Below are 25673 nucleotides of genomic sequence, written 5' to 3'. Positions count from 1 at the left end.
CTTTCCACCATTCCCGAGTGGGAGTGTTGCGCCAACCCCGTCTAACCCCTATCATTGCGCGGATTTGTCAATTTTAGAACTGCCCCTCTTCACAAAGGTGCGGTTCATCTTTATCTGGCCAAGGTTAATCTCATGCTCAAATCCCCACTGTTGCCCCGTTTCGGGGATCTGGTCGTTGCCATTGTTGACGATGTGCTCGGTCAGGGTCTTACCCTCGACCGCGCTTATGCCCGTCACTTCTCCGGCATCGAACTCAAACCGCAAGAACAGGCAAGGATTGCCCTGGTCACCGGCGACCTGCTGCGTCGTCTCAGCCTCTATTGCTTCCTGACCGGCATCCAGGTCCGTCAGGCCGAAAAGAATGTCTGGCCGCTGCTACACAGCTGGCACGCCTTCCACAAAATTGCCCAGCCCAACAACCCGACCCTGGATCGCTTCAATGAAGAAGCATTCCGCCGCCGTCTGACCGAGGCGAAGAAGAACCCGGTATTGATGGATGGCTGCCCTTCCTGGCTGGAGAAACTGGGCAGCGAACAGCTGGGTGAAGCCTGGCCTGCCGAGCGTGCCGCTCTGGCCTGGATGCCCAAGCGCTACCTGCGGGTCAACACCCTCAAGTGCACCCGTGATGAGCTGCAAGCCATTCTGGCCAAAGAGCAGGTCACCACCATTCCGGTTGATGGTGTGGAGACTGCCCTGCAGGTCACCTCGGACGCCGCCCTGTTCCGTACCAAGGCCTTTGCCGATGGTTGCTTCGAGCAGCAGGACGCAGGCTCCCAGCTGGTTGCTGCGGCTCTGGAGGTCACCCCGGGCATGCGCGTCATCGACGCCTGCGCCGGGGCCGGTGGCAAGACTCTGCACATCGCCGCCATGATGCAGGGCAAAGGCCGTCTTCTGGCGATGGATGTGGAAGAGTGGAAGCTGGAGAACCTCAAGCAGCGCGCCCGTCGCGCCGGTGCCCACAACGTGGAGACCCGGGTCATCACCAGCAGCAAGACCGTCAAGCGCCTCAAAGAGAGCGCCGACCGCGTACTGCTGGACGTGCCCTGCTCCGGTCTGGGCGTACTCAAGCGCAATCCGGATGCCAAGTGGCGTGATACCGCCGAGCGTCTGCCGGTGCTGGTCGCGCTGCAAGAAGAAATCCTGCAGCGTTACAGCCAGATGGTGAAGGTGGGTGGTCTGCTGGTCTATGCAACCTGCTCCATCTTGCCGCAGGAGAACCGCCAGCAGGTGGACAAGTTCCTCGCGGCCAACGAGAACTTCCGTCTGCGTGACGATCACACCGTAAGCCCGTCCGAGACCGGCTTCGACGGTTTCTACATGGCTCGTATCGAGCGAATCGCCTGATCAGCCCGATGACCAGATAGAAAAAGCGGCTGCCAATGGCAGCCGCTTTGTTTTGGCTTGCTGACCCACACCCGATGGGGTTACAGCGCAGCAATCGCCTCAATCTCGATCTTTACATCCTTCGGCAAGCGGGCCACTTCCACACAGGATCGCGCCGGATACATGGCATCGTGCTTGGTGAAAAAGTCGTTGTAGACCTGATTCACCACAGCAAAGTCGTTCAGATCAGAGACAAACACCGTGGTCTTGATGATGTTGCGCACCTGACCGCCTGCCGCCTCGACAATCGCCTGTACGTTTTGCAGGGAGCGCAGGGTCTGCGCTTCGATCCCCTCCGCAACGTCGCCGCTCACCGGGTCCAGCGGGATCTGACCGGAGGTGTAGAGGATGTTGCCAATCCGGGTGGCCTGCACATAGGGGCCGATGGCGCCCGGCGCCGCTTTGGTAGTGATAACCTGTCGCATCTGTTACTTCCTCGTGCTGACAAACAAAAAGTAGGCCCGGAGCAAGCCTGCTCACCCCGGGCATGAGAGTTACATCATGTTGGTGAAAGTTCTGGAGATGACGTCCTGCTGCTCGCGGGTCAGGGCGTTGAAGCGCACCGCATAGCCGGAGACCCGGATGGTCAGGCTGGGGTACTTGTCCGGATTGTCGATGGCATCCAGCAGCATCTCGCGGTTCATCACGTTGACGTTGAGGTGCTGCCCCCCTTCCACATCCCGCTCGTGATGGAAGTAGCCATCCATCAGCCCCACCAGATTGTTCTCGCGATTGGCGGGTTCCTTGCCGAGCGCCCCCGGCACGATGGAGAAGGTGTAGGAGATCCCGTCCTTGGCGTATTTGAACGGCAGCTTGGCCACCGAGGCGAGCGAAGCAACCGCCCCCTTGCGATCCCGACCGTGCATCGGGTTGGCCCCCGGGGCAAACGGGGCACCGGCGCGGCGGCCATCCGGGGTGTTGCCGGTCTTCTGGCCATAGACCACGTTGGAGGTGATGGTCAGGATCGACTGGGTCGGTACCGCATTGCGGTAGGTCGGCAGCGCCTGGATCTTCTTCATGAAGCGCTCGACCAGATCGCAGGCAATGGAGTCGGCCCGCTCGTCGTTGTTGCCGTACTGGGGATACTCCCCCTCAATCACGAAATCGACCGCCAGCCCGTCAGCATCGCGCACCGGCTTGACCCGGGCGTACTTGATGGCCGCCAGCGAATCGACCGCCACCGACAGACCGGCAATGCCGCAGGCCATGGTGCGATAGACGTCGCGATCGTGCAGCGCCATCAGCGAGGCCTCATAGCTGTACTTGTCGTGCATGTAGTGGATCAGGTTCAACGCGCTGATGTACTGCACCGCCAGCCAATCCATAAAGCTGTCGAGGCTGGCCATGACGGTCTCGTAATCCAGCACCTCGTCCATGATGGGCGCCACTTTCGGACCAACCTGGATCTTCAGCTTCTCGTCCACGCCGCCGTTGATGCAATAGAGCAGGGTCTTGGCCAGGTTGGCGCGAGCACCGAAGAACTGCATCTGCTTGCCGATCACCATGGGGCTCACGCAGCAGGCGATGGCGTAGTCATCGCTCTCGAAGTCGGTGCGCATCAGGTCATCGTTCTCATACTGCAGGGATGAGGTATCGATGGAGACGCGGGCCGCATAGGTCTTGAAGGCCCGCGGCAATCCTTCCGCCCAGAGGATGGTGAGGTTGGGCTCGGGCGCCGGCCCCATGGTCTTGAGGGTGTGGAGGTAGCGGAAGGAGTTCTTGGTCACCAGGGTGCGACCATCCAGCCCCATGCCGCCGATCACCTCGGTGGCCCAGATGGGATCGCCGGAGAAGAGGGAGTCAAACTCGGGGGTGCGCAGGAAGCGCACCATGCGGATCTTCATGATGAAGTGATCGACCAGCTCCTGGGCATCCTGCTCGCTGATAAGCCCCGCCTTCAGATCCCGCTCGATATAGATGTCGAGGAAGGTGGCGGTGCGACCGAGGGACATGGCCCCGCCATTTTGCGACTTCACCGCCGCCAGATAGGTAAAGTAGAGCCACTGGACTGCCTGCTGGGCAGTGCGTGCCGGCCCGGAGATGTCAAAGCCGTAGTTGGCCGCCATCTGCTTGATCTGCACCAGTGCCCGCTTGTGCTCGGCCAGCTCCTCGCGCTGGCGGATCACTTGCTCCAGCTGCTCTCCCCGCTCAAGCGCCGGTTGCAGATCGGCAAACTGCAGCTCCCGCTCACGGATTAGATAATCTATGCCATAGAGCGCGACCCGACGATAATCTCCGATAATGCGACCACGGCCGTAACCATCCGGTAAACCGGTCAAAATTCCCGATTTTCGGCAGCGCAACATCTCGGGAGAGTAGACGTCGAACACTCCCTGATTATGGGTTTTGCGCAATTCGCTGAAGGTATATTCAAAATCGGGATCCATCTCCCGGCCATATGCTTCAAAAGAGCTGCGGATCATATTTACGCCGCCAAACGGGTGCAGTGCTCTTTTAAGGGGCTTGTCGGTTTGCAGGCCAACGATTTTTTCCAGCCCCTGCTCGATATAGCCCGGCCCGTGGGCGGTGATGGTCGTGGCAATATTGGTATCAAAATCGACCGGCGCGTGGGTGGCATTCTCGATGCGGATCCCCTCCATCACCTTGTTCCACAAGGTGGTGGTCGATTCGGTCGCATCTGCTAAAAACTGTTCGTCACCTTCATAGGGGGTGTAGTTCTGCTGGATAAAATCACGGACGTTGATCTCGTGCTTCCAGTTTTCACCGGCAAACCCTTGCCATGCCTGACGGAATTTATCCTGATCCAATTGCATATCAACTTTCATCAAATAAACCTCATTCACTACTCATGACACTACAGTGGAAGATGTCAGACGCACTCGGCCTGACGAACCTGCTGCCCCAGACGAATGGCATCCAGCGCGATCATTTTCTCTTCATTGGTGGGAATAACTGCCGCCAGCACCATGGACTCTGCCGCCGAAATCACCCGGCAGCCCTCGCTATTGGGACGCTGGTTAAACGGCTCGCTGATCGCTACGCCAAATACCTGAAGTCGTTCGCATACCAGCTTTCTGATAAAGGCCGAGTTCTCGCCGATCCCGCCGGTGAAAATAACGGCATCCAGCCGGCGCAATGAGGTGGCATGGCCGCCGATATGGCGGGCAATACGATGGACAAAAGCGTGAATGGCCAATTTTGCCCCGGGATGTCCTTCGTGATAGGCCGCTTCCAATACCCGCATATCCGAGGAGAGCCCCGAAATACCCAGCAGGCCGGACTGCTTGTTCAATACCCGCTCGATATCCTCGATGGATTGCCCCGTCTTGCTGGCGATATAGGCCAGCGCGCCAAAATCGATATCACCGCTGCGGCTGCCCATGATCAGCCCCTCCAGCGGCGTCATCCCCATCGAGGTATCGACGCTCTTGCCATCCTGTACTGCACAAATAGAGGCGCCATTGCCCAGATGGGCGATGACCAGACCGGCATGCTGCTCATCCAGCCCCATAAATACGCAGGCCTGCTCGGCCACATAGCGATGGGAGGTACCATGGAAGCCATAGCGGCGCACGCCGTAATCCTGCAGATATTGATAAGGCAGCGCATAGATATAGGCTTCCGGCTTCAGGGTCTGGTGAAAGCCGGTATCAAATACCGCAATTTGGGGCTGGTCGGGAAATAGCTGGCGGGCGGCCATCACGCCGCTCAGATTGGCGTGGTTGTGCAGCGGGGCCAGTGGCGAGACCTGCCTGATTTTGGCCAGTACCCGCTCGTCAATGATGGCCGCTTCGCTGAACTCATTGCCGCCATGGGCAATGCGATGGCCCACCAGGGTGATAGCATCGAGCAAACCGCGCAGTTTCAGCTCTTCTGCAATCGCCGCCAATGCGCAGCTATGGTTGTTTTCCGGCAAGGGGGTGGCCGGGTTTTTATCAATTTTCAGCTGGGGATGTTCGGTCTCGATACCATCGGCCATGCCGGCGATCACCACCTCGCAGGTTTTACTATCCAGTACCGAGAATTTGACCGACGAAGAGCCGCAATTGATAACCAGAACCAACGAATCAAACTTCATTACATCGCCTCGATATTTATGCTGTCGAGTCACTGCAGTCAGAACATATTTACCACTGTTTGTGGTGGCCAAATAACGGATAGTCTTGCCCTGGGCCCAAATAATTGGACCAACCAAGAACCGGTTATTGCGCGCTTCTGACTGCGCCATGCAGACCCCGCCAAGAGGTCAGGGTCTGAATGGCTGATGACTTGCAGAAAAGGTTTTCAGAACAGCTTGGAAACAATATTCAGGATGGTCAGCACACCGATGATGGTGACAAACACGTTGCTGGCCTGGCCTTTATATTTGGCCAGCGCAGGTGTTTTGTTGACGGCATACATCGGCAGCAGACAGAGCAGGGAAGCGATGATCGGCGCCCCCATTGCCTCAATCAGGTCGAGGATGTTGGGGTTCACATAAGCAACCAGCCAGGTGGAGCCCATGATGAACAACATACTGACCATGTTGAGTTTTTTACTGGAAACCTTGCTCTTGTCGCCCTGGTAGCCAAAGCGGAGGATGAGGCCGTTCAACCCTTCCAGCGTCCCCAGATAGTGGCCAAAGAAGGATTTGAAGATGGCAACTAGTGCAATGATGGACGCCGCATACTCCAAAGTGGTGGCAAACGCAGACTTGCTGCCCGTCATTGAAGAGAAGTGGTTGGCCAGATAGGAGAGCACCGGAATGTTCTGGGCTTTGGCTTCCGCCATATTTTGCGGTGACAGGGTAAAGAGGCAGCTGAAGGCAAAGAACATCACCACGCCCACCATCAGCATGCTGGCACCGGAGATAATCTTCGAGCAGCGCTTCTCGGTAAAATCACGACCGAACTCCTGCTCATACTCTTCCCGTTTGGAGACGATGAAAGAGGAGACAATCGGCGAGAAGTTGAAGGAGAAGACCATGATGGAGATCCCCAGCCAGACGGTAACCAGAATACCATCGTGACCAAACATCGATATCTCGCTCAGATTGACCTGATCAAAGACGGCACTGTTCCAGTACGGGACAAGGGAGAGAGAGATAACGATCAGACTGGCAATAAAGGGAAAGACCAGATAGCTCATCACCTTGACCATCAGATCTTTACCGAAGTAGATCACGAATGCCATCAACATCAACAATGCCAGTGCAACCACACCTCGATTAAGCGGAACCAACTGTAGTTGATGCTCCCAAAATGCCATAAAGGTATTGGTGATCGTCACACCATATATCCACAGCAGTGGGCAAATGGCAAAGAAATAGAGGAAGGTAATTACTACCCCACCCATTTTGCCAAAATGCTCTTCAACGGTCTCGGTAATATTTGCCGATGGATTGCTGCCAGAAAGACATAATCTGGCCAACGCTCTGTGGCAATAAAATGCAATGGGGTAAGCCAGCACCAGCATGATTAATATTGGGATCAGGCCACCATATCCGGCCCGGATTGGAAAGAACAAGACCCCCGCCCCGATAGCAGTACCGAACAGACCTAATCCCCATGTGGTATCCGATTTACGCCATGCACGCGTATTCTCTTTACTGCCAGTGACAACACTGTCTAATATCATGACTGCATTCCTTACAGGCTAAATTGACGAATATTGTTCTGTTCGATAATTTCGGCGATCCGGGTCAGGTCAATATTGCCACCCGAAATAATGCTGACGGTCTTTTTGCCTTCGACATAATGTTTCAGCTTGCCGCTCAGCAGCGCTGCCGAGGCCAGAGCTCCCGCCCCTTCGGTAATCACCTTGTTGCGCTGAATAAGGTCAACCATGCTGTGGCGAATATCATCTTCAGTGACCAGAACGATGTCATCGACCAGCTCTTTGACAATTTCATAGGTCAGGGTGCCGGGTCTTGCCACGTCACAGCCATCAGCCAGCGTGCTGCTGGTTCTGTGATTGGTAATGGTGCCTGCGTAGTATGAAGCCGCCATGCCGTGGACATTCTCCGACTGCACGCCAATCACCCGGATAGTCGGGTTGATGGATTTGATGGCCATGGCGACACCGGCAATCAGACCACCACCGCCAATCGGCACTATGATGTTATCGACATCATACAAATCTTCGATAATTTCCAGGCCAATGGTGCCCTGACCGGCAATCACTTTTGCATCGTCGAAGGGGGGGATAAATACGCGGCCTTCCATTTCCACGATTTCGCTGACTTTGGCAATGGTGTCATTGAAGCTATTTCCATGGAGGATCACTTTGGCTGAATAGTCACTGGTTGCAGCAATTTTTGATTTGGGGGCACAGCAAGGCATGACCACCTTGGCATCAATTCCCAGCATAGCACTGGAGAGTGATACACCTTGGGCATGATTACCCGCCGAGCAGGCGACAACACCTTTTTGTCGGTCTTCCAGACTTAATGAACTGAGCTTGTTGAAGGCGCCACGAATTTTAAAAGAGCCTGTACGTTGCATGTTTTCAAGCTTGAGGTAAACCTCGCCATGACAACGTTCGCTGATGTAGTTAGAGGGTAATTGCGCGGTCTTGTATATATGGTTGGTCAGTCTTTTTTTGGCTTCAGTGATATCATGAAGACCAATGGGCAGATTGCTATACATCTTCATCGCAAATCTCTTTTAATTTATTAATTTGTAGGGTTTTATTTCACAGGGCGAAGCGATACTAGGTTCTATCACTTGCAATTAATGTGAGCATAAACACAAAAGAATCTACAAAGAGACTGCGTTACGGTGAAATTATCAAAAAATGTGATGGCAGCAACACTTGAATCCAAATGGATTAAAAAAAGTAATCAGAGATTAGAAAATAATATAATAAACAACTCCAAAACAAAGCCGTAAAGATTAGATTTTTCAGGGCAATTGTGTTGCTTTTTGCAACCGGCAATCAGTTGCTTGCCTGCCAGAACCGGGACAATAAAAAAGGGAGCCAGTGTGGCTCCCTCTCGACAATACCGAACCGATTACTCAGCTGCAGCATCATCTTTCTTGTACTTGGCAGCAGTCTCTTTGATCAGAGCCTGCAACTCGCCAGCCTGGAACATCTCGATCATGATGTCACAGCCACCGATCAGCTCACCTTCAACCCACAGTTGGGGGAAGGTCGGCCAGTTGGCGAATTTTGGCAATTCGGCGCGGATATCCGGATTTTGCAGGATATCAACGTATGCAAACGGCTCGCCGCAGGACATCAGAGCCTGGGAGGCCTGGGCAGAGAAGCCACAGCTGGGTAGCTTGGGGGAGCCCTTCATGTAGATGATGATGGGGTTGTCAGCCAGCTGCTGCTTAATCTTTTCAATAGTTTCCATAGGTGCCTCACTAGAGCGATTTCGGCGGCCATTCTACTGCAATCTTGCCCGAGCACAAACTGACAAAGGGGTGACCCGGCTCGAATTGCGCAAAGAACCCACACAGGATTGATCGCGATCATGGCGCCAATCAAGAGTTGTTAGGCCATCTTTGATACTGCTACAATCCCTTGGCTTTGGGCTACCCAGCCCCATCATTTTAAAAACAACTCTTTTCACATATAGAAAAGAGTACGCAATGTCTTGCAACCGTCGCCTTCGCACGGTCCAGCCAATGGAGAGTAGAAAATGGCATTCGAACTTCCCGCTCTGCCCTATGCAATCAACGCTCTGGAACCGCACATCTCCCAGGAAACTCTGGAATATCACCACGGCAAGCACCACAACACCTACGTGGTCAACCTGAACAATCTGGTGCCGGGTACCGAGTTTGAAGGCAAGTCTCTGGAAGAGATCATCAAGACCTCCAACGGCGGCATCTTCAACAACGCCGCCCAGATCTGGAACCACACCTTCTACTGGCACTGCCTCTCCCCGAATGGCGGTGGCGAGCCGACTGGCGCCCTGGCTGATGCTATCAACAAGGCATTCGGCTCCTTCGCCGAGTTCAAAGATGCCTTCACCAAATCAGCCATCGGCAACTTCGGTTCCAGCTGGACTTGGCTGGTGAAAAAAGCTGACGGCTCTCTGGCTATCGTCAACACCTCCAACGCTGGCTGCCCGCTGACTGAAGCCGGTACCACCCCGCTGCTGACCGTTGACCTGTGGGAGCACGCCTACTACATCGACTTCCGCAACCTGCGTCCGAAGTACATGGAAACCTTCTGGGCTCTGGTTAACTGGGAATTCGTGGCCAAGAACTTGGCTGCCTAATCAGCCTCGCTTGCCAAAACGCCCCGCACTGCGGGGCGTTTTTTTATATCTAGATGGCTGCGTAAATGAAAGAGGCGCCCGCAGGCGCCTTTTACATATCGAGATAGCCAGTTTACTGGTCCAGCTCGTCCATGTATTCATCCAGATTGGCATCGTCGGCCTGCTCTTGCTGAGACGCTTTCAGCTCGGTCTGCTTGCCCGTCACCTTGCCCTGGTTATATTGCAGGTAGAAGTCCTTGGTTAGCGCATAGGGGTCGAGGGAGTTGTCGATGATCCGCTCCTGATCGATCAGCTTGGCGCGATTGCCCAAGCCATCCAGAACCCAATGAGTAACCCTTAACGGGATAGTCAGCAAGGCATAGGGGAAGTAGATGGTGTCAATGGTGTCACCAACCAGCTCCCGAGTGGTGGTCGGACCGTAAACAGGCACCATGATGTAGGCACCATTACCGATATCGGCCCTGCCCAGCACTGTGTCCATCTCCAGCTTGTTGCGCTCGAGGCCGGCATGTTTGGCCACATCGAAGATACCCAACAGACCGACGGTGGTGTTGAGGGTAAAGCGCCCCAGGTTGGTCCCTGCCCCCTTCAAATCACCGGTGATCAGATGGTTCACCATGCTGCTTGGCTCATCAAAGTTGGCAACAAAGTTGGCAATGCCATCCTTCACCCCCACCGGAATATAGCGAGCGTAAGCATGTACCACAGGACGTGCTACATAGGGCTCCAGCACATCATAGTTGACCGCCCACATGGCCCGGTTGGCCCCCTGGAAGGGATCGCGCGGATCGGCCGCCGTACTGGTTGCGCCCGGATTATTCATGCCGGGATTGAGATCCAGACTCTCTGGGCCAGGCTTGGGTGGACCACCGGCACAGCCAGCCAGCAAGAGGGCTGCCAGTATGGCCCCTGAACGAAGATACATATGATTGTCCTGACGTTTTATTTTGATTTATCAGAAGTATAGATAACCCGGCCCCTATCCAGGAGCCGGGTTATCCAAAGGCATATTAGAGGGCGTGATCGATGCGGATGTCAATCGGAGCAGCAGGGATCTCGGCCGTCTTGACCGGCACGGATACCCCTTCGAAGGCTCCTTCCTTGTTCATCACATTGCCACCACGCGAGAGACGCGCCTTGAACTGCAGTTCTGGATACGCTTCCAGCTTGCTGCCCTCCATCATGGCGTCACCATCCCCCAGTGAAAGGGTGACAGGCAGGGTTGGCCCAGCGATACGTTTCACCGCGATGGGCATGGGTGGTCCGTTGGGCACCACGGCAAAGACGAAGAGGTGAGCATCTTCCGGCATCTGGATGCCCGCAGCCAGCGTGATGTGGATGGGGAACTCTCCCTCATTAACGTCAGACTGCTTTACCTGCTCTGTTCCCGTTTTGGCTGCGCCTGAATTCGTCACCTCTATGCCACGCTGCTTGAGCTGCGTGCGGGCATACTCCATGGAGCGCTCAACCATCACATAACGGGGAGAGCCTTTTTCCATCAAGGGCAACATCGCCTGCCAGCGAGACAGCGCGGTCTGGAAGTCCTCTTTCTGCAGCGCCATAAAGGCATAGACGGAGCGCGCCTCGATATTATCAGGCTCCTGCGCGATGGCTGCACGCAGCAGTGCATCGGCCTGCACCTCCTCCCCCGTCATCATCAGCGCTTGGGCATAGGGCACCGCCACCAGCGATTTCTGGGGAGCAAGCTTGTAGGCACGCGACAGCGCATCGTTGGCCATCTCGGGATCATTGCCATCCAGCGCCAAACGTCCGAGCAGCAACCAGCCGCGGTAGTCGTTCGGTTCATCCTTTAGGCGGGTACGCAGTGCCAGCGTGAAGTCCAGCAGATCCTGCTCGGTTACCTGGGCATCACGCTCCACCAGAATGCGGTTGCTGAGCTCACCAAGACGGTTGCTGGCATCCTGCCAGCGGCTCACCTCCTGCCATGAACCCAGCTTGTAGTAGATACCCAGGCTCACCACCACCAGCACCAGCACACCTGGGATCCAGCTCAGACTCTTGCCACTGCGGGCTGTCTGCTCCACATCGGGAATATCATCCAAGAGGCTGCGCTGCAACTCGACCAGCGATTCGGGCTCCTCGGCAAGCACACCCTGCTCTCGCTCCTCGCCAATCTCTAGCAAGCGCTGACGATAGAGCTGTTTGTTGAGCGCCGAGCGACTGATGCTCTGGTTTCCCTCACTGCGCCACAACGGTAACACCAGAGCCAGACTCACCAGCACCAGCAGGGCCGCAATCACAATCCAAAAGGCGGTCATTGTTTCTCTTCCTCTTTGAGCAGCTCGGCCAGGCGACGCTGCTCTTCATCGCTCAGGGTGCTTTCCACAGGCTCTGACGTTGCCGCAGAGCGTCGGCTACGTATCACCACCACGCCGATGCCGATAACGATCACTAACAGCGGGCCAAGCCAGAGGATCAGGGTCGATGCCATCAGGGGCGGGTTATAGAGAATAAAGTTGCCATAGCGGGCAACCATATAGTCCACGATCTCCTCTTTATCCTTACCCTCGCGCACCATCTGGTAGGTCTTGTCGCGCAAGTCCTTGGCCAGCCCCGCATTGGAATCGGCGATATCCTGGTTCTGGCACTTGGGGCAGCGCAGCTCTTTGGTCAGTTCGCGAAAGACCTGCTCCTGATTGTCGTTGTCGAAGGTGTAGACATCGATAGCAGCCATGACCGGCGTTTGTACCACCCATCCCAGCAACAGCAGCAGGGAAGCAATAAATACTCTCATCAGCACGCCCCTCACTTCATGGCATCAAAGATGGGTTTGAGGGTCGACACCCAGTTCTCGGGATTGATATCCCCCACGTGGCGATAACGGATGATCCCCTTGCTGTCGATAAAGAAGGTCTCCGGCGCGCCGTACACCCCAAGATCCAGTCCCAGCATGCCGTCCGGATCATAGAGATTGACCAGATAGGGGTTGCCCAGCTCCGCCAGCCATTTGATCGCCTTGTCGCGCTCATCCTTGTAGTTCATGCCGATGATGGGAATGCCCTGCCCTGCCAACTGTTTGAGGTAGGTGTGCTCGCCGTAGCAGGTCGGGCACCAGGTGGCCCAGACGTTGAGCAGCATGGGGCGACCGGTCAGGATACTGCGATCGTGCTGTTTGTTCAGATCGTAAATGTCCTGCAGGGTAAACACCGGTACCTCCTTGCCCACCATCACGGATTCGAGCTTGGTGGGATCGGAGTAGAGCCCCTTGAACAGGAACACAGCCCCCAGCAAAAAAACGATAAAGGGAATTAAAAACAACCAGACCTTTTTGTTCATGCCTTGGCTTCCTCCTCACGACGGCCGAAACGGTAACGCTTGTCGAGCATCGCCAGCACGCCACCGATAGCCATAAAGACGCCGCCGAACCAGATCCAGCGCACGAACGGCTTGTAGTAGATCCTCACTGCCCAGGCATTGTTGTCTAGCTGCTCGCCAAGGGCCGCATAAAGATCTCGCGTGAAACCGGCATCGATGGCCGCTTCGGTCATCGGCATCCGGGTCACTGTGTACATCCGCTTCTCGGGCTTGAGCAGGGCGACCTGCTTGCCATTTTTGTGCACTTCCAGCACGCCCTTGAAGCCATCGTAGTTGGGGCCGTTCTTCTCTTTGATCCCGGCAAAAACGAACTCGTAATCGGCAAAGTGCACCCGATCACCCGCCTGCATCCGCAGATCCTTCTCGATGCTGTAGTTCTGGGTGCAGGCGATACCTATGATGCTGACTGCCAGCCCCACATGGCCAAGGATCATAGCCCAGTGACTGTTGCCAAGCTTGCGCACACCGACCGCAAAGCTGTGCTTGTGGGTCGCGCGCACCCAGGTCTCCTGCAGGCTGGTAACGATGACCCAGGCCCCCAGACCAATCCCCACCGCAGCCCACGGCTTGAAGGTTTCGGCAAAGATCAGCGGCAACAGCAGGGCTGCTGCCAGGCTCAGCACCAGCGCAAGAATCACCTTGCCCTTGAGCTCGCCAAGCTCCTGGCGGCGCCAGCGAAACAGCGGACCAACCCCCAGCAGCAGGGCAAACGGAATGATCAGCCAACTGTAGATATGGTTGAAGAAGGGAGTACCGATAGAGATGCTCCCCAGCCCCAGCTCCTTGTGCACCAGCGGCAGCAAGGTGCCAAGCAGCACAGTCAGCAGGCCAGCCACCAGCATGATGTTGTTACAAAGCAGCAGGGTTTCGCGACTCCACAGCTCATGCTTGCCGTGGCTTTTCACCTGCGAACCTTTAAAGGCAAACAGCAGCAAGGATGAACCGATCACCGCCAGCAGGAAGCCGAGAATAAACAGGCCGCGGGTCGGGTCGGAGGCAAACGCATGCACCGACACCAGCACGCCGGAGCGCACTAGGAAGGTACCGAGCAGGCTCAGCGAGAAGGCCGAAAGGGCCAGCAGCACGGTCCACGCCTTGAAGGTGGCGCGCTTCTCGCTCACCGCCAGCGAATGCAGCAGAGCGGTACCCGCCAACCAGGGCATGAAGGAGGCATTTTCTACCGGATCCCAGAACCACCAGCCGCCCCAACCGAGCTCGTAGTAGGCCCACCAGGAGCCCAGCACTATGCCGAGGGTCAGGAATACCCAGGCCGCCATGGTCCAGGGGCGCGACCAGCGGGCCCAGGTTGCATCAAGACGACCGGTCATCAATGAGGCTATGGCGAAGGCAAATGCCACCGAGAATCCTACATAACCCATGTAGAGCATCGGCGGATGGAAGATGAGACCCGGATCCTGCAGCAGCGGATTGAGGTCACGGCCATCGACCGGAAAATAGGGCAAGGTGCGGGTGAAGGGATCAGAGGTGAACAGCACGAAGGCGGTGAAACCGACCGAGATCAGCCCCAACACGCCGAGCACCCGCGCCACCGCATCGAGCGGCAGACGGCGGCTGAACATGGCTACCGCCGCAGTCCAGCCACCTAGGGTCAGTACCCACAGCAGCAGGGAACCTTCGTGGGCCCCCCACACCGCCGAGATACGATAGGCGAGCGGCAGCAAGCTGTTGGAGTTAGTGGCCACATACTGCACGGTAAAGTCGTTATCGATAAAGGCCCAGGTCAGGCAGAGAAACGACAGCAGCAGCAACAAAAACTGGGCATAGGCGAGCGGACGAGCCGCCGACATCATGCCAAGACGCCCCCGACTTGCGCCAAGCAGCGGATAGCTACCCAGCAACAGGGAGGTGGCAAAGGCCAGGATCAGCGCAAACTGTCCTAATTCCGGGATCATGGCTTATTCCCCTTCAACTGCGCATCGGTGTATTCAGGTTTGAAGTGCATGCCACTGGTGGCATCGGCCACTTCTGGCGGCATGTAGTTTTCATCGTGTTTGGCCAGTACCTCGAACGCTTCGACCGTGGTGGCATCCTTGAGAGTTCCTTGCGCCACAATCCCCTGCCCCTCGCGGAACAGATCCGGCAGGATGCCATCAAATTGCACCATCACCTGATGACCACCATTGTCGATCAGGTTGAAGCTAACCTTGAGGCTGTTCGGATCGCGCTTGACAGTGCCGGGGACCACCAGACCACCAATGCGCAGGCGCTGCCCCTCTTCCGGTTTGATCTTGTCCGGCCCCTTCCCTTCCACCAGCTCGCTCGGGGTATAGAAGAGGTCGATATTCTGACTGAGGGCGTAAAGCACTAGGCCGCTCACGGTGGCGAGGCCCAGGGTGATGGCCAGAATGATGGTGAGGCGTTTTTTGCGTCTCGGGTTCATAGGGTGTTCTCCATCTGCCGGGCCGCCTTGCGACGGCTCTCGCGTGCCTGCTTGCTGCGTAACTCATTAAACAGACGACGGGTTTTCATGCGGGTAGAAATGATGATACCGACCAGACAGAGCAGGGTCAGACCGAAGGAGAGCCAGACGTAGAAGGCGTAACCGCCCATCGCCAAAAAGTCACTGAATGAGGCAAAGTGCATGCTTACTTCTCCTGTTCGGCAATCTCTTGAACCCAGGGACGATGCCACTCCCGCATCAAGAGCTCGTTTCGAAAACGCATCAGGGTAAGGGCCCCGAGAAAGGCAACAAACGCCAAGATCATGATGAGCAGTGGCCAAAGCATCTCGGGAGAGATGGAGGGTTTGTCAAACTTGGTGATAGTGGCCCCCTGGTGCAAGGTGTTCCACCACTCCACCGAGTAGTGAATGATGGGGAGGTTGATCACCCCCACCAGTGCCAGAATGCCGGCAGCACGGCCAGCAACCACCTTGTCACTGAAGGCGTTGTAGAGGGCAATCACGCCGAGATAGAGAAACAGCAGGATCAGCTCAGAGGTGAGCCGTGCATCCCACACCCACCAGGTTCCCCACATGGGCTTGCCCCAGGCGGCACCGGTAAACAGTGCAATAAAAGTGAACACAGCGCCGACAGGTGCGATAGCCGCCACCGTCATGTCCGCCATCCGCAGTTGCCATACCAGCCCGATAAAGGCGGCAACTGCCATGGTGGAGTAGGCCCCCATCGAAAGAATGGCGGAAGGAACATGGATATAGATGATCCGGAAGGAGTCACCCTGCTGATAATCGGCGGGTGCAAAAGCCAGTCCCCAGACAGTGCCGATGATGAACGATAGCAGACTTATCACAGCAAACCAGGGCAACAGGGTCCCAGCCAGCCGATAGGCCCGTTCGGGTTTAGCGTAAGGGTGCAACCATTTCCACATAACTCACAAACCTTTTTGTTATTAATTGTTTGGCGAGGCCTAACATACTGACCTCGGGATAACATCAAATACCTCGAAAGCAATAAGCGGCAATCCGCTTGATCCATCGCAACTTTATTTCTGGAAAAGAATGCCCCATGCGAAACCATGTTGCGTTCTACCAATAGATCATCAGTTAAGACTGACCCTCAATGCGGCCGAAACGGCCAACGGCGTCAGCGTCAGGGCACCAACCAGCATGGCGGCCAGAATGGCAAGCTGTCCGCCATAGGGCAAGCCCATCCCCGCCGCATCAATTGCAGAGGTGGCAAAAATCAGTACCGGAATATAGAGCGGCAGGATAAGCAGACTGAGCAGCACTCCGCCCTTGCGCAACCCGACCGTCAGGGCAACCCCGACTGCACCGAGCAGGCTCAGCACCGGTGTGCCGAGAGCCAGAGTGGCGACTACCGCCAGATAACTGTTCATATCCAGCGATAGCAAAATTGCCAGCAAGGGCGAAATCAGCAGCAGCGGCAATCCAGTCAGTAACCAGTGAGCAATCACTTTGGCCAGCGCCAGCAACCCGAGTGAATGGGGCATCAACATGATCTGCTCCAACGAACCGTCGCCAAAGTCGTCGCGAAACAGTCGCTCCAGCGACAGCATGGCCGCCAGCAAGGCTGCCACCCAGATGATGCCGGGAGCAATGCGAGCCAACAACTTGGGCTCAGGGCCGATACCGAGTGGGAACAGGGTGATGACAATAAGGAAAAACCAGAGCGGGTTAAGAATATCTGCACGCTGGCGCAGGGCCATCAATAACTCGCGGTGGATCAAATACATGACGGCACGCAACATCGAAACTACTCCTGCAGCAAGGGCGTAAGCGAGAGTGTTTTCAGTCGACCCTGCATCAGCGTCATATCCTGATGAGTGGTGAGGATCACCATCCCCCCCCGCTCGGCATGAGCCAGAAACAACCTCTCCAGCACCTTGACCCCCTGCTTATCAATGGCGGTAAAAGGCTCATCCAGGATCCAGAGAGCCGGTTTGTCACTGAGCCAGAGCCTGGCCAGAGCCACCCGACGCTGTTGACCTGCCGAGAGCTGTCCGGTCGGGTTCTCTTCAAAACCGGCCAACCCAACCTGGGCAAGCACCTGCCACAAATCCACTGTCTGCCGGGATACATGATGCAGCTTCTGGTAAAAGGCGAGATTTTCGAGCGGAGTCAAGGCAGCTTTGACCCCGGGCTGATGACCGAGATAGAGCAGATTGGCATGGTACTCATCACGGCAATGGCGAATATTTTCACCATTCCAGCACACTTCACCGGAAAACGGCTGAGACAGGCCAGTCAGCAGACGCAGCAGGCTGGTCTTGCCAACCCCGTTGGGACCTTCAATTTGCACCAGATCACCGGGAACTACCGCAAAGGAGAGATGTTCAAACAGAGTGCGATCTTCACGCACGCAGCTCAGATTGTTAACTTGAAGCAGCATGGAGATTTTTTCAGAGAAAATGAAGCGGCTTGCATCTTAACACAGTATTGGAATACGTCTTTTCCAAGATGCCCTTCATCCACTGTTTTTGTGGAGAAGATCGCGCACAAGGAAAAATAGGCGTGGAAAATGATGACAATCAAAGGCATCCAAATAGATCAAACTGGAAACCTCATAACAAACCAGTATTAGCAAATAACTATTCTTCTCGATCACTGTACATGGCGCTCCATGAAAGAGCGCCATACATGCAACAGAAAAAATTCAGGAAGGCAAGTTGCCTTCCTGAATCATCAAGAGCGGCCTTTTCGCAACGATATCAAGAGCTCGGCTTCTGCCTTTGGCAACTCACACTCACTCATGACCTCATCAAGGTCGGCGCCCAGTTCGACCATCTTGGCCGCTCGACTGTAAAGCCGTCGCTCGGGATCCTGCATGGTCAATTCTTGCTGGCGTTCATTGACCTGCTGCATCGCCCCTTCTACCGACTGTAACCGCTGTCCCATGCCGATGGCGCCGGTATGAAGCTCCATCATCTGCTTGCGCAAGCTTTCCAACTGACCTTGCAGCGTTGCCACACTAGCCTCGGACTCCTGCTTGCTACGCTTGCTCTTGAACCAGATATAAGAGGCAAACGCCAAGGCAATCAGGGACATCCCCAAGGCAACCATCTCGATTATCAAAACATCACCTTACTTATCAGAGGGAACCGATATCTTCCCACTCTTCATCGGAGAGCAGCTTGTTCAAGTCAACCAGGATCAGCAGTTGCCCATCGCGGTTGCTCACCCCCTGAATAAACTTGGCGCTCTCTTCGGTACCTACAGCTGGAGCAGCATCGATTTCGGAAGATTTCAGATATACCACTTCTGCCACGCTGTCGACCATGATGCCAATCACCTGCTTCTCGGCCTCGATGATAACAATACGGGAATTTTCGCTCACATCACCGGAAGGCAGACCGAAACGGGAACGGGTATCGATGACAGTCACCACATTGCCACGCAGGTTGATGATCCCCAGTACGTACTCAGGCGCCCCCGGCACCGGTGCAATTTCGGTGTAGCGCAACACCTCCTGAACCTGCATCACATTGATGCCGTAGGTTTCGTTTTCCAGCTGGAAGGTTACCCATTGCAGCACTTCATCTTCGGCCAGATTCTGTGCGATATTGCGCTTTTCTGTCATGTTTTTATTCCTTTTATGAAAACGTCTACTGCTAAAACTAGCAATAAAACAGCTCGATTGCAGAAGTTATCAGCGACCTTCTATGTTAACCCCACGCTCCAGCAACAAGAGCAGTTCACGAACGTGTAACAGGGCACACATTTTTTCTTTGACCATGCCCGCCAACCAAGGGCGCTTGCCCTCCTGATGGCGCCATTTAACCTGGTCACGGTGTAACAATTCAGTCCCTTTGAGATGATGACAAGCCAGCCCCCAAGGGGATTCACCCAGCATAATCAGATACTTGTAATCATCCATCTCGAGATGCTGACCCGGCATGACCCACTGGGCGGTATCGACCACATTCATCTTCTGCTCGCGGGAGGTCATGATCCCCTTGTACCAGCCCGGCTGGCCAAACAGGGAGGTGATCTCGCCCAGCTGGTGAATACCACCAAGCTCGGTCAACGGCACCGCAAACGTCACGCCCGCGACTTCAAAAAAGAGGGCCTGAAACTCTTTACCGGTATCGATATTCTCCCAAGTGACAGGTTCAGTTGCTTCTACCGGAGCAACCTCCAACGCAGTTTCAGTCAAGATGGTGGTGTGGGGCTCTGCAACTTCGGGCAGCAGCACCTCCTCAGGCCATTCAGGCTCAACCGGCAACAATGACTCCTCGGCCACAATCTCCAATGGGGCCGTCAGTGTCACCTCCTGAGTGAAGGCATCATTTTCAAACTGAACTTGTCCCACCTGAGCCAATAGCTCACCGAGCTGGGCAAGCCGTGGATCGCTTTCCAAATAAGGTGCAGCGACCACCTCGGGGACACTCTGGGGCTGACGTTGCAACTGTAAAACAGGGGCGGATTGAACGTCTTCCACCTCATCCATGACCAGCGGCTCATCGAGCAGCAGGGAGTGGAAATAGTCATCCATTGCCCGTACTTGAATGGTATCTCTCATGCCGTCACCTCATGAACCCGTTGCCGTTCAAGGGCATCAAGATGGTTGAGCAGCGTCTCATAGGCATAGGTACCACGACTCCCGGGGGAATAAATGGATGGAGGGATGTGCAACAAGCTGGCATCCCGAAACTTGGTATCAATAGGGATCACCGCATTCCACACCGATTCACCATATTGATCCTTGATCGATTTCAAGGTCATCAGTGAGGCCCGGGTACGCTTGTCGAACATAGTCGGGATCACGGTATAACGGAACTTGTCACGCTTGGAACGCTGCATGATCTCGAATGTCTTCATCATCCGCTCCAACCCTTTGAGAGCGAGAAACTCGGTCTGAACCGGCACAAGAATACGATCGCAGGCAGCCAGCGCATTGACCATCATCACCCCAAGCACAGGCGGGCAGTCGATCAGCACATAATCATATTGATCCTGAATGCGCAGCAGCGCCCGCTTCAGCACCAGCCCCATTCCCTCACGATTTCCCATTACCCGATCAAGAGTCGCCAGGGTAATAGATGCGGGTAGTAAATTGATATTCTCGAACTTGGTCTTAAGCGTCAGTTTATTGACAAGCTCGGCTGTCGGTTTGACAGCTTGAAACAACTCATAGAGGGTTCCATCCAGACGATCTGAATCAAAATCAAGATATGCAGTCAGCGAGGCGTGAGGGTCGGTGTCAATCAACAGCACTCGCTGACCACGCTGGGCCAGGATCCCGGCAAGCGAGACCACTGTGGTGGTTTTACCCACACCACCTTTCTGGTTGGCAACCGTCCAAACAATCACTGTATCAATCCTGCCTTGTTGTTATACGTATGCCGCCACCGGGCAAAGAGATAACCTTTATCTCTCCAGCATCCACCGCCTGCTGCACCGCAGGAACCGGCTCGGCAACCACCGGGGGCTTTACCGACACAGGAGCTGGCGGCACCCAGGCGAATTTGGAGATTGCGACCACAACCTTGCGATTTTGCAGCCGGCCTTGCTCGGTGCTGTTATCGGCAAAAGGGGAAAACTCGCCATATGCCTCAAATGCCAGACGCTGGGGTGCGATGCCATCAGCAATCAAGCCATTGAGCACCGCTTCGGCCCTCGCAGCAGAAAGCGCCCAATTAGAACGATAAATTTCATTATTTATCTGTTGGTTATCTGTATATCCCCGAACCCTTACATAGTTATCGACCGGTTTGAGAATACTTGAAAGAGTATTGATTACCGGTGCAGCATTCGGTCCCATAAAGGCGCTACCACTGCCAAACAGCAGACCTGAACTGAGTTCCACAGTCAGCCAGTTCTCGTCTTGCGTCATTTTGACTATCCCGGCATCCACCAGTGACCCCATGCTCTCTTGCAACTGCATATCAAGTTTGGCAAGTGTCGTGCCATCTTGCAGCACAGGGACACCAGAAATGGGGGCAAGTGAAGGAGAGGGGGACGTTGCGCTTTCCAGCAACGAGGGGGAGGCAGAAACAGCATTCTCCAACAGTGAATTGCCCTGCCCCTCCAGCAGACCATCACTGCGAGACTGCATGACACTGAACGCCTGACTCATGCCATCTATCACCGCACGATATTTGTCCTTGTTCACCAGCGCAACAGAGTAGAGCACCACAAACAGAGCAAATATCAGCGTCATGTAATCGGCATAGGAGACCAGCCAGCGGTCAAGGTGTTCACGCCCCTGCAAGTGCAAACGATAGCGCTTGCGCATGGCTACTCTCCTTTCAAATAGGCCCTGAGCCGACGTTCAACCTGTAAACCATTCTCACCATGGGCAATGGCTAACAGCCCTTCCAGGGTCATCTCCTGAAACAGTGCATAGTGATAGTGAAACGCTCGCAACCGGTTGGCTATCGGTAGATAGATCAGGTTGGCAAACCCGACACCATAGATGGTTGCCACAAATGCCACTGCGATGCCAGCCCCCAGAGCAGATGGCTCTTCAAGATGAAACATGGCCTGGATAAGGCCCAAGACAGCGCCGATAATCCCGATAGTCGGACTATATCCCCCCATGGCTTCGAACACCCGGGCCGCATGTTCATTACGCTCCTGCTCGATATCGATATCGGCTTCGAGCAACATGCGAATATCCTCCGTGGAGACACCATCGACAATCATGTTCAACCCTTGGCGGGTAAAATGGTCCTCCTCCTGCTCAGCCTGATTTTCGAGGGCCAGCAGCCCCTGCTGGCGTGCAAAGGCAGCCCAGGATTGTAGCCGTTCAGCCTGGGCAGAGAGATCCTGCCGTGGCGGATTGAAAATCCATAGACACTGGCGCAATGCCAGCAAAACAAACTTGGCAGGGGTCTGCAATGTAACGGCACCAACTGTACCGCCAAGAACAATGAGAAAAGCAGGCCCGTCCAACAACGTCAACAGGGAGCCACCATGCCACAGCTGGGCAATAGCAATAGCCCCCAGTGCGAGGAGCAGACCGAGCAAGCCCATGATTAGCGCCCCAACTCAACCAGAATACGCTGGGCCACCTTGTCCAGAGGAAGTGATTCACTGGCAATACCTGCCTTTGCAACCGCTTGAGGCATGCCATATACCACGCAGGAAGCCTCATCCTGAGCCCAGATTGTAGAGCCCTGCTCTTTCAGCAGTCTGGCACCATCACGGCCATCAGCCCCCATACCGGTTAGCACAATCGCCAATACCTTGTCGGCATAGGTCTTGGCCGCAGAGGCAAAGGTAATGTCCACGCAAGGCTTGTAATTTACCTTGTCGTTGCCATCAACGATGCGAATACGGGCGCCTGCACCACGACCCTCCAACAGCATCTGCTTGCCACCGGGAGCCAGGTAGGCATGGCCCGGTTTGAGGACGTCTCCATCCTCGGCCTCCTTGACACCTATCTGGCATAATCCGTTCAGACGGGCAGCAAAAGCTGCGGTGAAGGTGGCTGGCATATGCTGGATAAGCAAGATTGGGTGAGGAAAATCCCCCGGCAACTTGGTCAGCACATTTTGCAAGGCTACCGGGCCGCCGGTAGAAGTCCCGATCGCCACCAACTGATAACTCTTGCCACTTCGCTTGAATGAGGCACTTGGTACAGTGCGTTGCAGCTCAGACTGACGCTCAGGAGCTCTGGCGGCTGTGCTACCTAGCGGACGAACCGGTTCAGATGCTTTGGGGCGAGCAGCGGATGTCATCAGGAAGCGCTTGCGGGAAATCTCCTTCACCCGTTGTTGCAACAGTCTGACCGCCTCGTCCTTGTCTCTGGCAATGTCTTCAAATTTTTTGGGCAAGAAGTCAAGAGCACCGGCGTCCAGTGCATCCAGCGTTGCCTTGGCGCCTTCATGAGTCAGTGAGGAGAACATCAGAATGGGAGTTGGGCACTTGGCCATTATCTCCCGCACTGCACTGATACCATCCATCACGGGCATCTCGATGTCCATGGTGATCACATCAGGGCGCAGCGACATGGCCTTGTCCACCGCCTCACGTCCATTCTGGGCCGTATCAATCACCGTCAGCATGGGATCCTGATTGATGATCTCGCTCACCCGACGGCGAAAGAAGCTCGAATCGTCGACAACTAATACCTTGACTGCCATTGTTGTTTTTCTAACTCCTTGGGCCTGAGCGATTAATGTCTACGCGCATATGCTTTGAGCAGACTCGGCACATCCAGAATAAGGGCAATTCCACCATCACTGGTAATGGTCGCCCCGGCCATGCCAGGGGTGCCTTGCAGCAGATTATCGAGCGGCTTGATCACCACCTCTTCTTGACCAATCAAGCTGTCGACCACAAACCCGATTTGCTGAGTGCCAATCTGCACGATCACCACATGCCCGGTATCCTGACGTGAGCGCTTGTTGGTACCACGGATCAACCACTTGTGTAGATAAAAGAGGGGAATCGCCTTATCACGCACAATGATGGTGAGCTGACCATCGACCATATTGGCCTTCTTCAGATCCAGATGGAAAATCTCGTTCACACAACCAAGGGGAAGCGCGAAGGTCTGCTCACCCACTTCAACCATCAGGGTCGGCAGAATGGCTAGCGTCAACGGAACCTTGATTTCGAGACGGGTGCCTTTACCCCAGGTAGAATCGATGTGCACTGACCCATTGAGGCTGACAATACTGGTTTTGACCACATCCATTCCGACACCACGGCCAGAGATATCGGAGATCTCGGACTTGGTCGAAAATCCGGGGGCAAAGATCAGGTTATAGGCATCGTTATCACTCATGCGCGCGGCAGTATCTGCATCCAGCACACCGCGGCTGATCGCAATAGACTTGAGTTTTTCCGGGTCCATCCCGGCGCCATCATCCTCAATGCAAAGCAGGATATGATCGCCTTGCTGGGAGGCGCTAAGGGTGATCGTCCCTTGCCGCGGCTTGCCCGCTTTCTCTCGCACATCCGGCATTTCGACCCCGTGATCGCAGGAGTTGCGAACAAGGTGAACAAGAGGATCGGCGAGCGCCTCCACCAGGTTTTTGTCGAGGTCGGTCTCTTCCCCAACCATCACCAGCTCAATCTCTTTTTTGAGGGTTCTGGCCAGATCACGCACCACGCGCGGGAAACGACCAAATACCTTCTTGATTGGCTGCATGCGGGTTTTCATCACCGCACCTTGCAGGTCAGCCGTTACCACATCCAGATTGGCAACCGCCTTTGACATCTCTTCATCATTACTGGCAATACCCAGACTCACCAGCCGGTTACGAACCAGTACCAACTCACCTACCATGTTCATAATGACATCAAGGGTCTTGGTATCCACCCGCACCGTCGTATCGCTTTGCACTGCACTGTTTTCGGCAGGAGCTGGCGTAGCCTTGGCGGCAGGCGCTGATGCCTTGGCTGCTTCGGCAGGTTTTGCGGGGTCAGCCTGTACAGGTTTGGCTACAGGTGTTGTCGGTTTGGGCGCAGTCACCGCGGCAGGCGCGGCAGGTGCGGCAGGTGCGGCAGGTGCGGCAGGTGCGGCAGGTGCGGCAGGTGCGGCAGGTGCCATACTACTCTGAGGACCTTGGCCACGACCATGCAATTCATCAAGCAGGCGTTCAAACTCATCATCATCGATAAGCTCGTCCACCTCTTTTTGCACCGACTTCAGAGGATTCACCTCTGGCGCCCCCATGTGCTGTCCCTGACCATGGAGTTGATCCAGCAAGGCCTCAAACTCATCATCGGTTATATCGCCAGATTCGCCAGCAACAGTCGCTCCTGCCGCACTCTTGGTTGGTGTGCCCCCCACGCCATGCAGCTCATCCAGCAGACGCTCGAATTCATCAGCTGAAATCTCGTCTATGGATCCGCCCCCGTTAACAGGAGCAGGATCGCTGGCCTGGTTTATCGGTTCAACAACCTCGGGGTCGGAGACAACCTCAACAACAGGAGTGACAGCCTCCTGCTCCATGGCAATAGCGCCACTTGTCGCGGTTCGGAGTTGCTCTTCTCCTTCAGGCTTGCACAACTCGTGGAGGTCATGGAGCAGATCATCAGACGCAGGACTTGGCGCTTCACGGTTTTGTACTTGGGCGAACATGACGTTTATGGCGTCCAGCGCTTGCAGGATCACGTCCATCAGTTCGGCAGTCACGGTTCGCTTGCCATTACGCAAGATATCAAATACGTTTTCAGCGCCGTGGCATACGTCAACCAACTCCCCCAAAGACAGGAAACCGGCACCACCTTTTACTGTATGGAAACCGCGAAAGATGGCATTTAACAGATTCTTGTCATCAGGCCGCTTTTCCAAGTCGACCAGTTGCTCAGACAACTGTTCCAATATTTCGGATGCTTCGACCAGAAAGTCTTGCAGTATGTCTTCATCAACTTCGAAGGCCATGCGTCA

General features: G+C 55.2%; 26 protein-coding genes. 2 read left to right on the top strand and 24 right to left on the bottom strand.

Annotation, left to right across the window (positions count from 1 at the left end):
- The first annotated feature begins 132 nt into the window (after positions 1 to 132).
- Positions 133 to 1344 (top strand): RsmB/NOP family class I SAM-dependent RNA methyltransferase, encoded by a 1212-nt coding sequence (locus tag G5332_RS12435; protein WP_058052860.1) that lies wholly within the window; start codon positions 133 to 135, stop codon positions 1342 to 1344.
- An 80-nt stretch (positions 1345 to 1424) separates the two neighbouring features.
- On the opposite strand, the gene G5332_RS12430 is transcribed toward G5332_RS12435, so the two are convergent.
- The 6 genes from G5332_RS12430 to G5332_RS12405 form a co-directional block, all read right to left on the bottom strand.
- Positions 1425 to 1808, bottom strand: a complete 384-nt coding sequence (locus tag G5332_RS12430) for a RidA family protein (protein ID WP_216951785.1) — start codon at positions 1806 to 1808, stop codon at positions 1425 to 1427.
- A 69-nt stretch (positions 1809 to 1877) separates the two neighbouring features.
- Positions 1878 to 4169, bottom strand: coding sequence for a formate C-acetyltransferase (gene pflB / locus G5332_RS12425; protein ID WP_421259464.1), 2292 nt, complete (start codon positions 4167 to 4169; stop codon positions 1878 to 1880).
- Between the two features lie 44 nt (positions 4170 to 4213).
- Positions 4214 to 5422, bottom strand: coding sequence for a propionate kinase (tdcD, locus tag G5332_RS12420; RefSeq protein ID WP_421259463.1), 1209 nt, complete (start codon positions 5420 to 5422; stop codon positions 4214 to 4216).
- A gap of 206 nt (positions 5423 to 5628) precedes the next feature.
- Positions 5629 to 6960: a threonine/serine transporter TdcC gene (gene tdcC, locus G5332_RS12415; protein ID WP_421259462.1), complete on the bottom strand. Its 1332-nt coding sequence runs from the start codon at positions 6958 to 6960 to the stop codon at positions 5629 to 5631.
- Between the two features lie 11 nt (positions 6961 to 6971).
- Entirely contained in the window at positions 6972 to 7976 is a 1005-nt protein-coding gene (gene tdcB / locus G5332_RS12410) for a bifunctional threonine ammonia-lyase/L-serine ammonia-lyase TdcB (protein ID WP_421259461.1), read from the bottom strand.
- 359 nt (positions 7977 to 8335) lie between these two features.
- Positions 8336 to 8680 (bottom strand): Grx4 family monothiol glutaredoxin, encoded by a 345-nt coding sequence (locus tag G5332_RS12405; protein WP_005353650.1) that lies wholly within the window; start codon positions 8678 to 8680, stop codon positions 8336 to 8338.
- A gap of 288 nt (positions 8681 to 8968) precedes the next feature.
- Between G5332_RS12405 and sodB the strand changes: the two genes are divergently transcribed.
- The gene (gene sodB / locus G5332_RS12400; RefSeq protein WP_005334664.1) at positions 8969 to 9553 is read left to right on the top strand and encodes a superoxide dismutase [Fe]; all 585 of its coding nucleotides are present in this window, start codon (positions 8969 to 8971) and stop codon (positions 9551 to 9553) included.
- Positions 9554 to 9665: 112 nt separating this feature from the next.
- Here sodB and G5332_RS12395 read toward each other — a convergent pair whose 3' ends face one another.
- From G5332_RS12395 to G5332_RS12310, 18 genes are all read right to left on the bottom strand, one after another.
- The gene (locus G5332_RS12395; RefSeq protein WP_021229893.1) at positions 9666 to 10478 is read right to left on the bottom strand and encodes an MlaA family lipoprotein; all 813 of its coding nucleotides are present in this window, start codon (positions 10476 to 10478) and stop codon (positions 9666 to 9668) included.
- An 85-nt stretch (positions 10479 to 10563) separates the two neighbouring features.
- Positions 10564 to 11832: a c-type cytochrome biogenesis protein CcmI gene (gene ccmI / locus G5332_RS12390; RefSeq protein ID WP_421206223.1), complete on the bottom strand. Its 1269-nt coding sequence runs from the start codon at positions 11830 to 11832 to the stop codon at positions 10564 to 10566.
- On the bottom strand, positions 11829 to 12308 hold the full coding sequence (locus G5332_RS12385) for a cytochrome c-type biogenesis protein (protein ID WP_227341076.1): 480 nt from the start codon (positions 12306 to 12308) through the stop codon (positions 11829 to 11831). Before G5332_RS12385 ends, ccmI begins: the two co-directional genes overlap by 4 nt.
- Before the next feature lie 11 nt (positions 12309 to 12319).
- On the bottom strand, positions 12320 to 12850 hold the full coding sequence (locus tag G5332_RS12380; protein WP_227341077.1) for a DsbE family thiol:disulfide interchange protein: 531 nt from the start codon (positions 12848 to 12850) through the stop codon (positions 12320 to 12322).
- The gene (locus G5332_RS12375) at positions 12847 to 14802 is read right to left on the bottom strand and encodes a heme lyase CcmF/NrfE family subunit (protein ID WP_216951794.1); all 1956 of its coding nucleotides are present in this window, start codon (positions 14800 to 14802) and stop codon (positions 12847 to 12849) included. Before G5332_RS12375 ends, G5332_RS12380 begins: the two co-directional genes overlap by 4 nt.
- Positions 14799 to 15290: a cytochrome c maturation protein CcmE gene (gene ccmE, locus G5332_RS12370; protein WP_005344003.1), complete on the bottom strand. Its 492-nt coding sequence runs from the start codon at positions 15288 to 15290 to the stop codon at positions 14799 to 14801. Before ccmE ends, G5332_RS12375 begins: the two co-directional genes overlap by 4 nt.
- Positions 15287 to 15493, bottom strand: a complete 207-nt coding sequence (ccmD, locus tag G5332_RS12365; RefSeq protein ID WP_216951795.1) for a heme exporter protein CcmD — start codon at positions 15491 to 15493, stop codon at positions 15287 to 15289. Before ccmD ends, ccmE begins: the two co-directional genes overlap by 4 nt.
- A gap of 2 nt (positions 15494 to 15495) precedes the next feature.
- Positions 15496 to 16236 (bottom strand): heme ABC transporter permease, encoded by a 741-nt coding sequence (locus G5332_RS12360; RefSeq protein WP_216951796.1) that lies wholly within the window; start codon positions 16234 to 16236, stop codon positions 15496 to 15498.
- A 171-nt stretch (positions 16237 to 16407) separates the two neighbouring features.
- Positions 16408 to 17076 (bottom strand): heme exporter protein CcmB, encoded by a 669-nt coding sequence (gene ccmB / locus G5332_RS12355; RefSeq protein WP_216951797.1) that lies wholly within the window; start codon positions 17074 to 17076, stop codon positions 16408 to 16410.
- Between the two features lie 5 nt (positions 17077 to 17081).
- The gene (gene ccmA / locus G5332_RS12350; protein WP_216951798.1) at positions 17082 to 17717 is read right to left on the bottom strand and encodes a cytochrome c biogenesis heme-transporting ATPase CcmA; all 636 of its coding nucleotides are present in this window, start codon (positions 17715 to 17717) and stop codon (positions 17082 to 17084) included.
- Between the two features lie 293 nt (positions 17718 to 18010).
- Positions 18011 to 18388, bottom strand: coding sequence for a DUF2802 domain-containing protein (locus G5332_RS12345; RefSeq protein ID WP_005334692.1), 378 nt, complete (start codon positions 18386 to 18388; stop codon positions 18011 to 18013).
- Positions 18389 to 18416: 28 nt separating this feature from the next.
- Positions 18417 to 18905 (bottom strand): chemotaxis protein CheW, encoded by a 489-nt coding sequence (locus tag G5332_RS12340; protein WP_005343991.1) that lies wholly within the window; start codon positions 18903 to 18905, stop codon positions 18417 to 18419.
- Positions 18906 to 18974: 69 nt separating this feature from the next.
- Positions 18975 to 19847: a chemotaxis protein CheW gene (locus G5332_RS12335; RefSeq protein WP_421311265.1), complete on the bottom strand. Its 873-nt coding sequence runs from the start codon at positions 19845 to 19847 to the stop codon at positions 18975 to 18977.
- Positions 19844 to 20638, bottom strand: a complete 795-nt coding sequence (locus G5332_RS12330; protein ID WP_266134059.1) for a ParA family protein — start codon at positions 20636 to 20638, stop codon at positions 19844 to 19846. The genes G5332_RS12335 and G5332_RS12330 overlap by 4 nt, the downstream gene beginning before the upstream one ends.
- Positions 20639 to 20642: 4 nt before the next feature.
- On the bottom strand, positions 20643 to 21563 hold the full coding sequence (locus G5332_RS12325) for a flagellar motor protein MotB (protein ID WP_421172546.1): 921 nt from the start codon (positions 21561 to 21563) through the stop codon (positions 20643 to 20645).
- Positions 21564 to 21565: 2 nt separating this feature from the next.
- Positions 21566 to 22303, bottom strand: coding sequence for a flagellar motor protein (locus G5332_RS12320; RefSeq protein ID WP_227341082.1), 738 nt, complete (start codon positions 22301 to 22303; stop codon positions 21566 to 21568).
- A 2-nt stretch (positions 22304 to 22305) separates the two neighbouring features.
- Positions 22306 to 23415 carry a protein-glutamate methylesterase/protein-glutamine glutaminase gene (locus G5332_RS12315; RefSeq protein ID WP_266134061.1) on the bottom strand — a complete coding sequence of 370 codons (1110 nt, stop codon included), beginning with the start codon at positions 23413 to 23415 and terminating at the stop codon, positions 22306 to 22308.
- 32 nt (positions 23416 to 23447) lie between these two features.
- Positions 23448 to 25667 (bottom strand): chemotaxis protein CheA, encoded by a 2220-nt coding sequence (locus G5332_RS12310; protein ID WP_421311264.1) that lies wholly within the window; start codon positions 25665 to 25667, stop codon positions 23448 to 23450.
- Between the last annotated feature and the right edge of the window lie 6 nt (positions 25668 to 25673).

Origin of the sequence: Aeromonas sp. 603757, assembly GCF_049171255.1 — a bacterium.
Lineage (GTDB): Bacteria > Pseudomonadota > Gammaproteobacteria > Enterobacterales > Aeromonadaceae > Aeromonas > Aeromonas veronii_A.
This window is presented reverse-complemented; position numbering and strand designations above follow the sequence as displayed.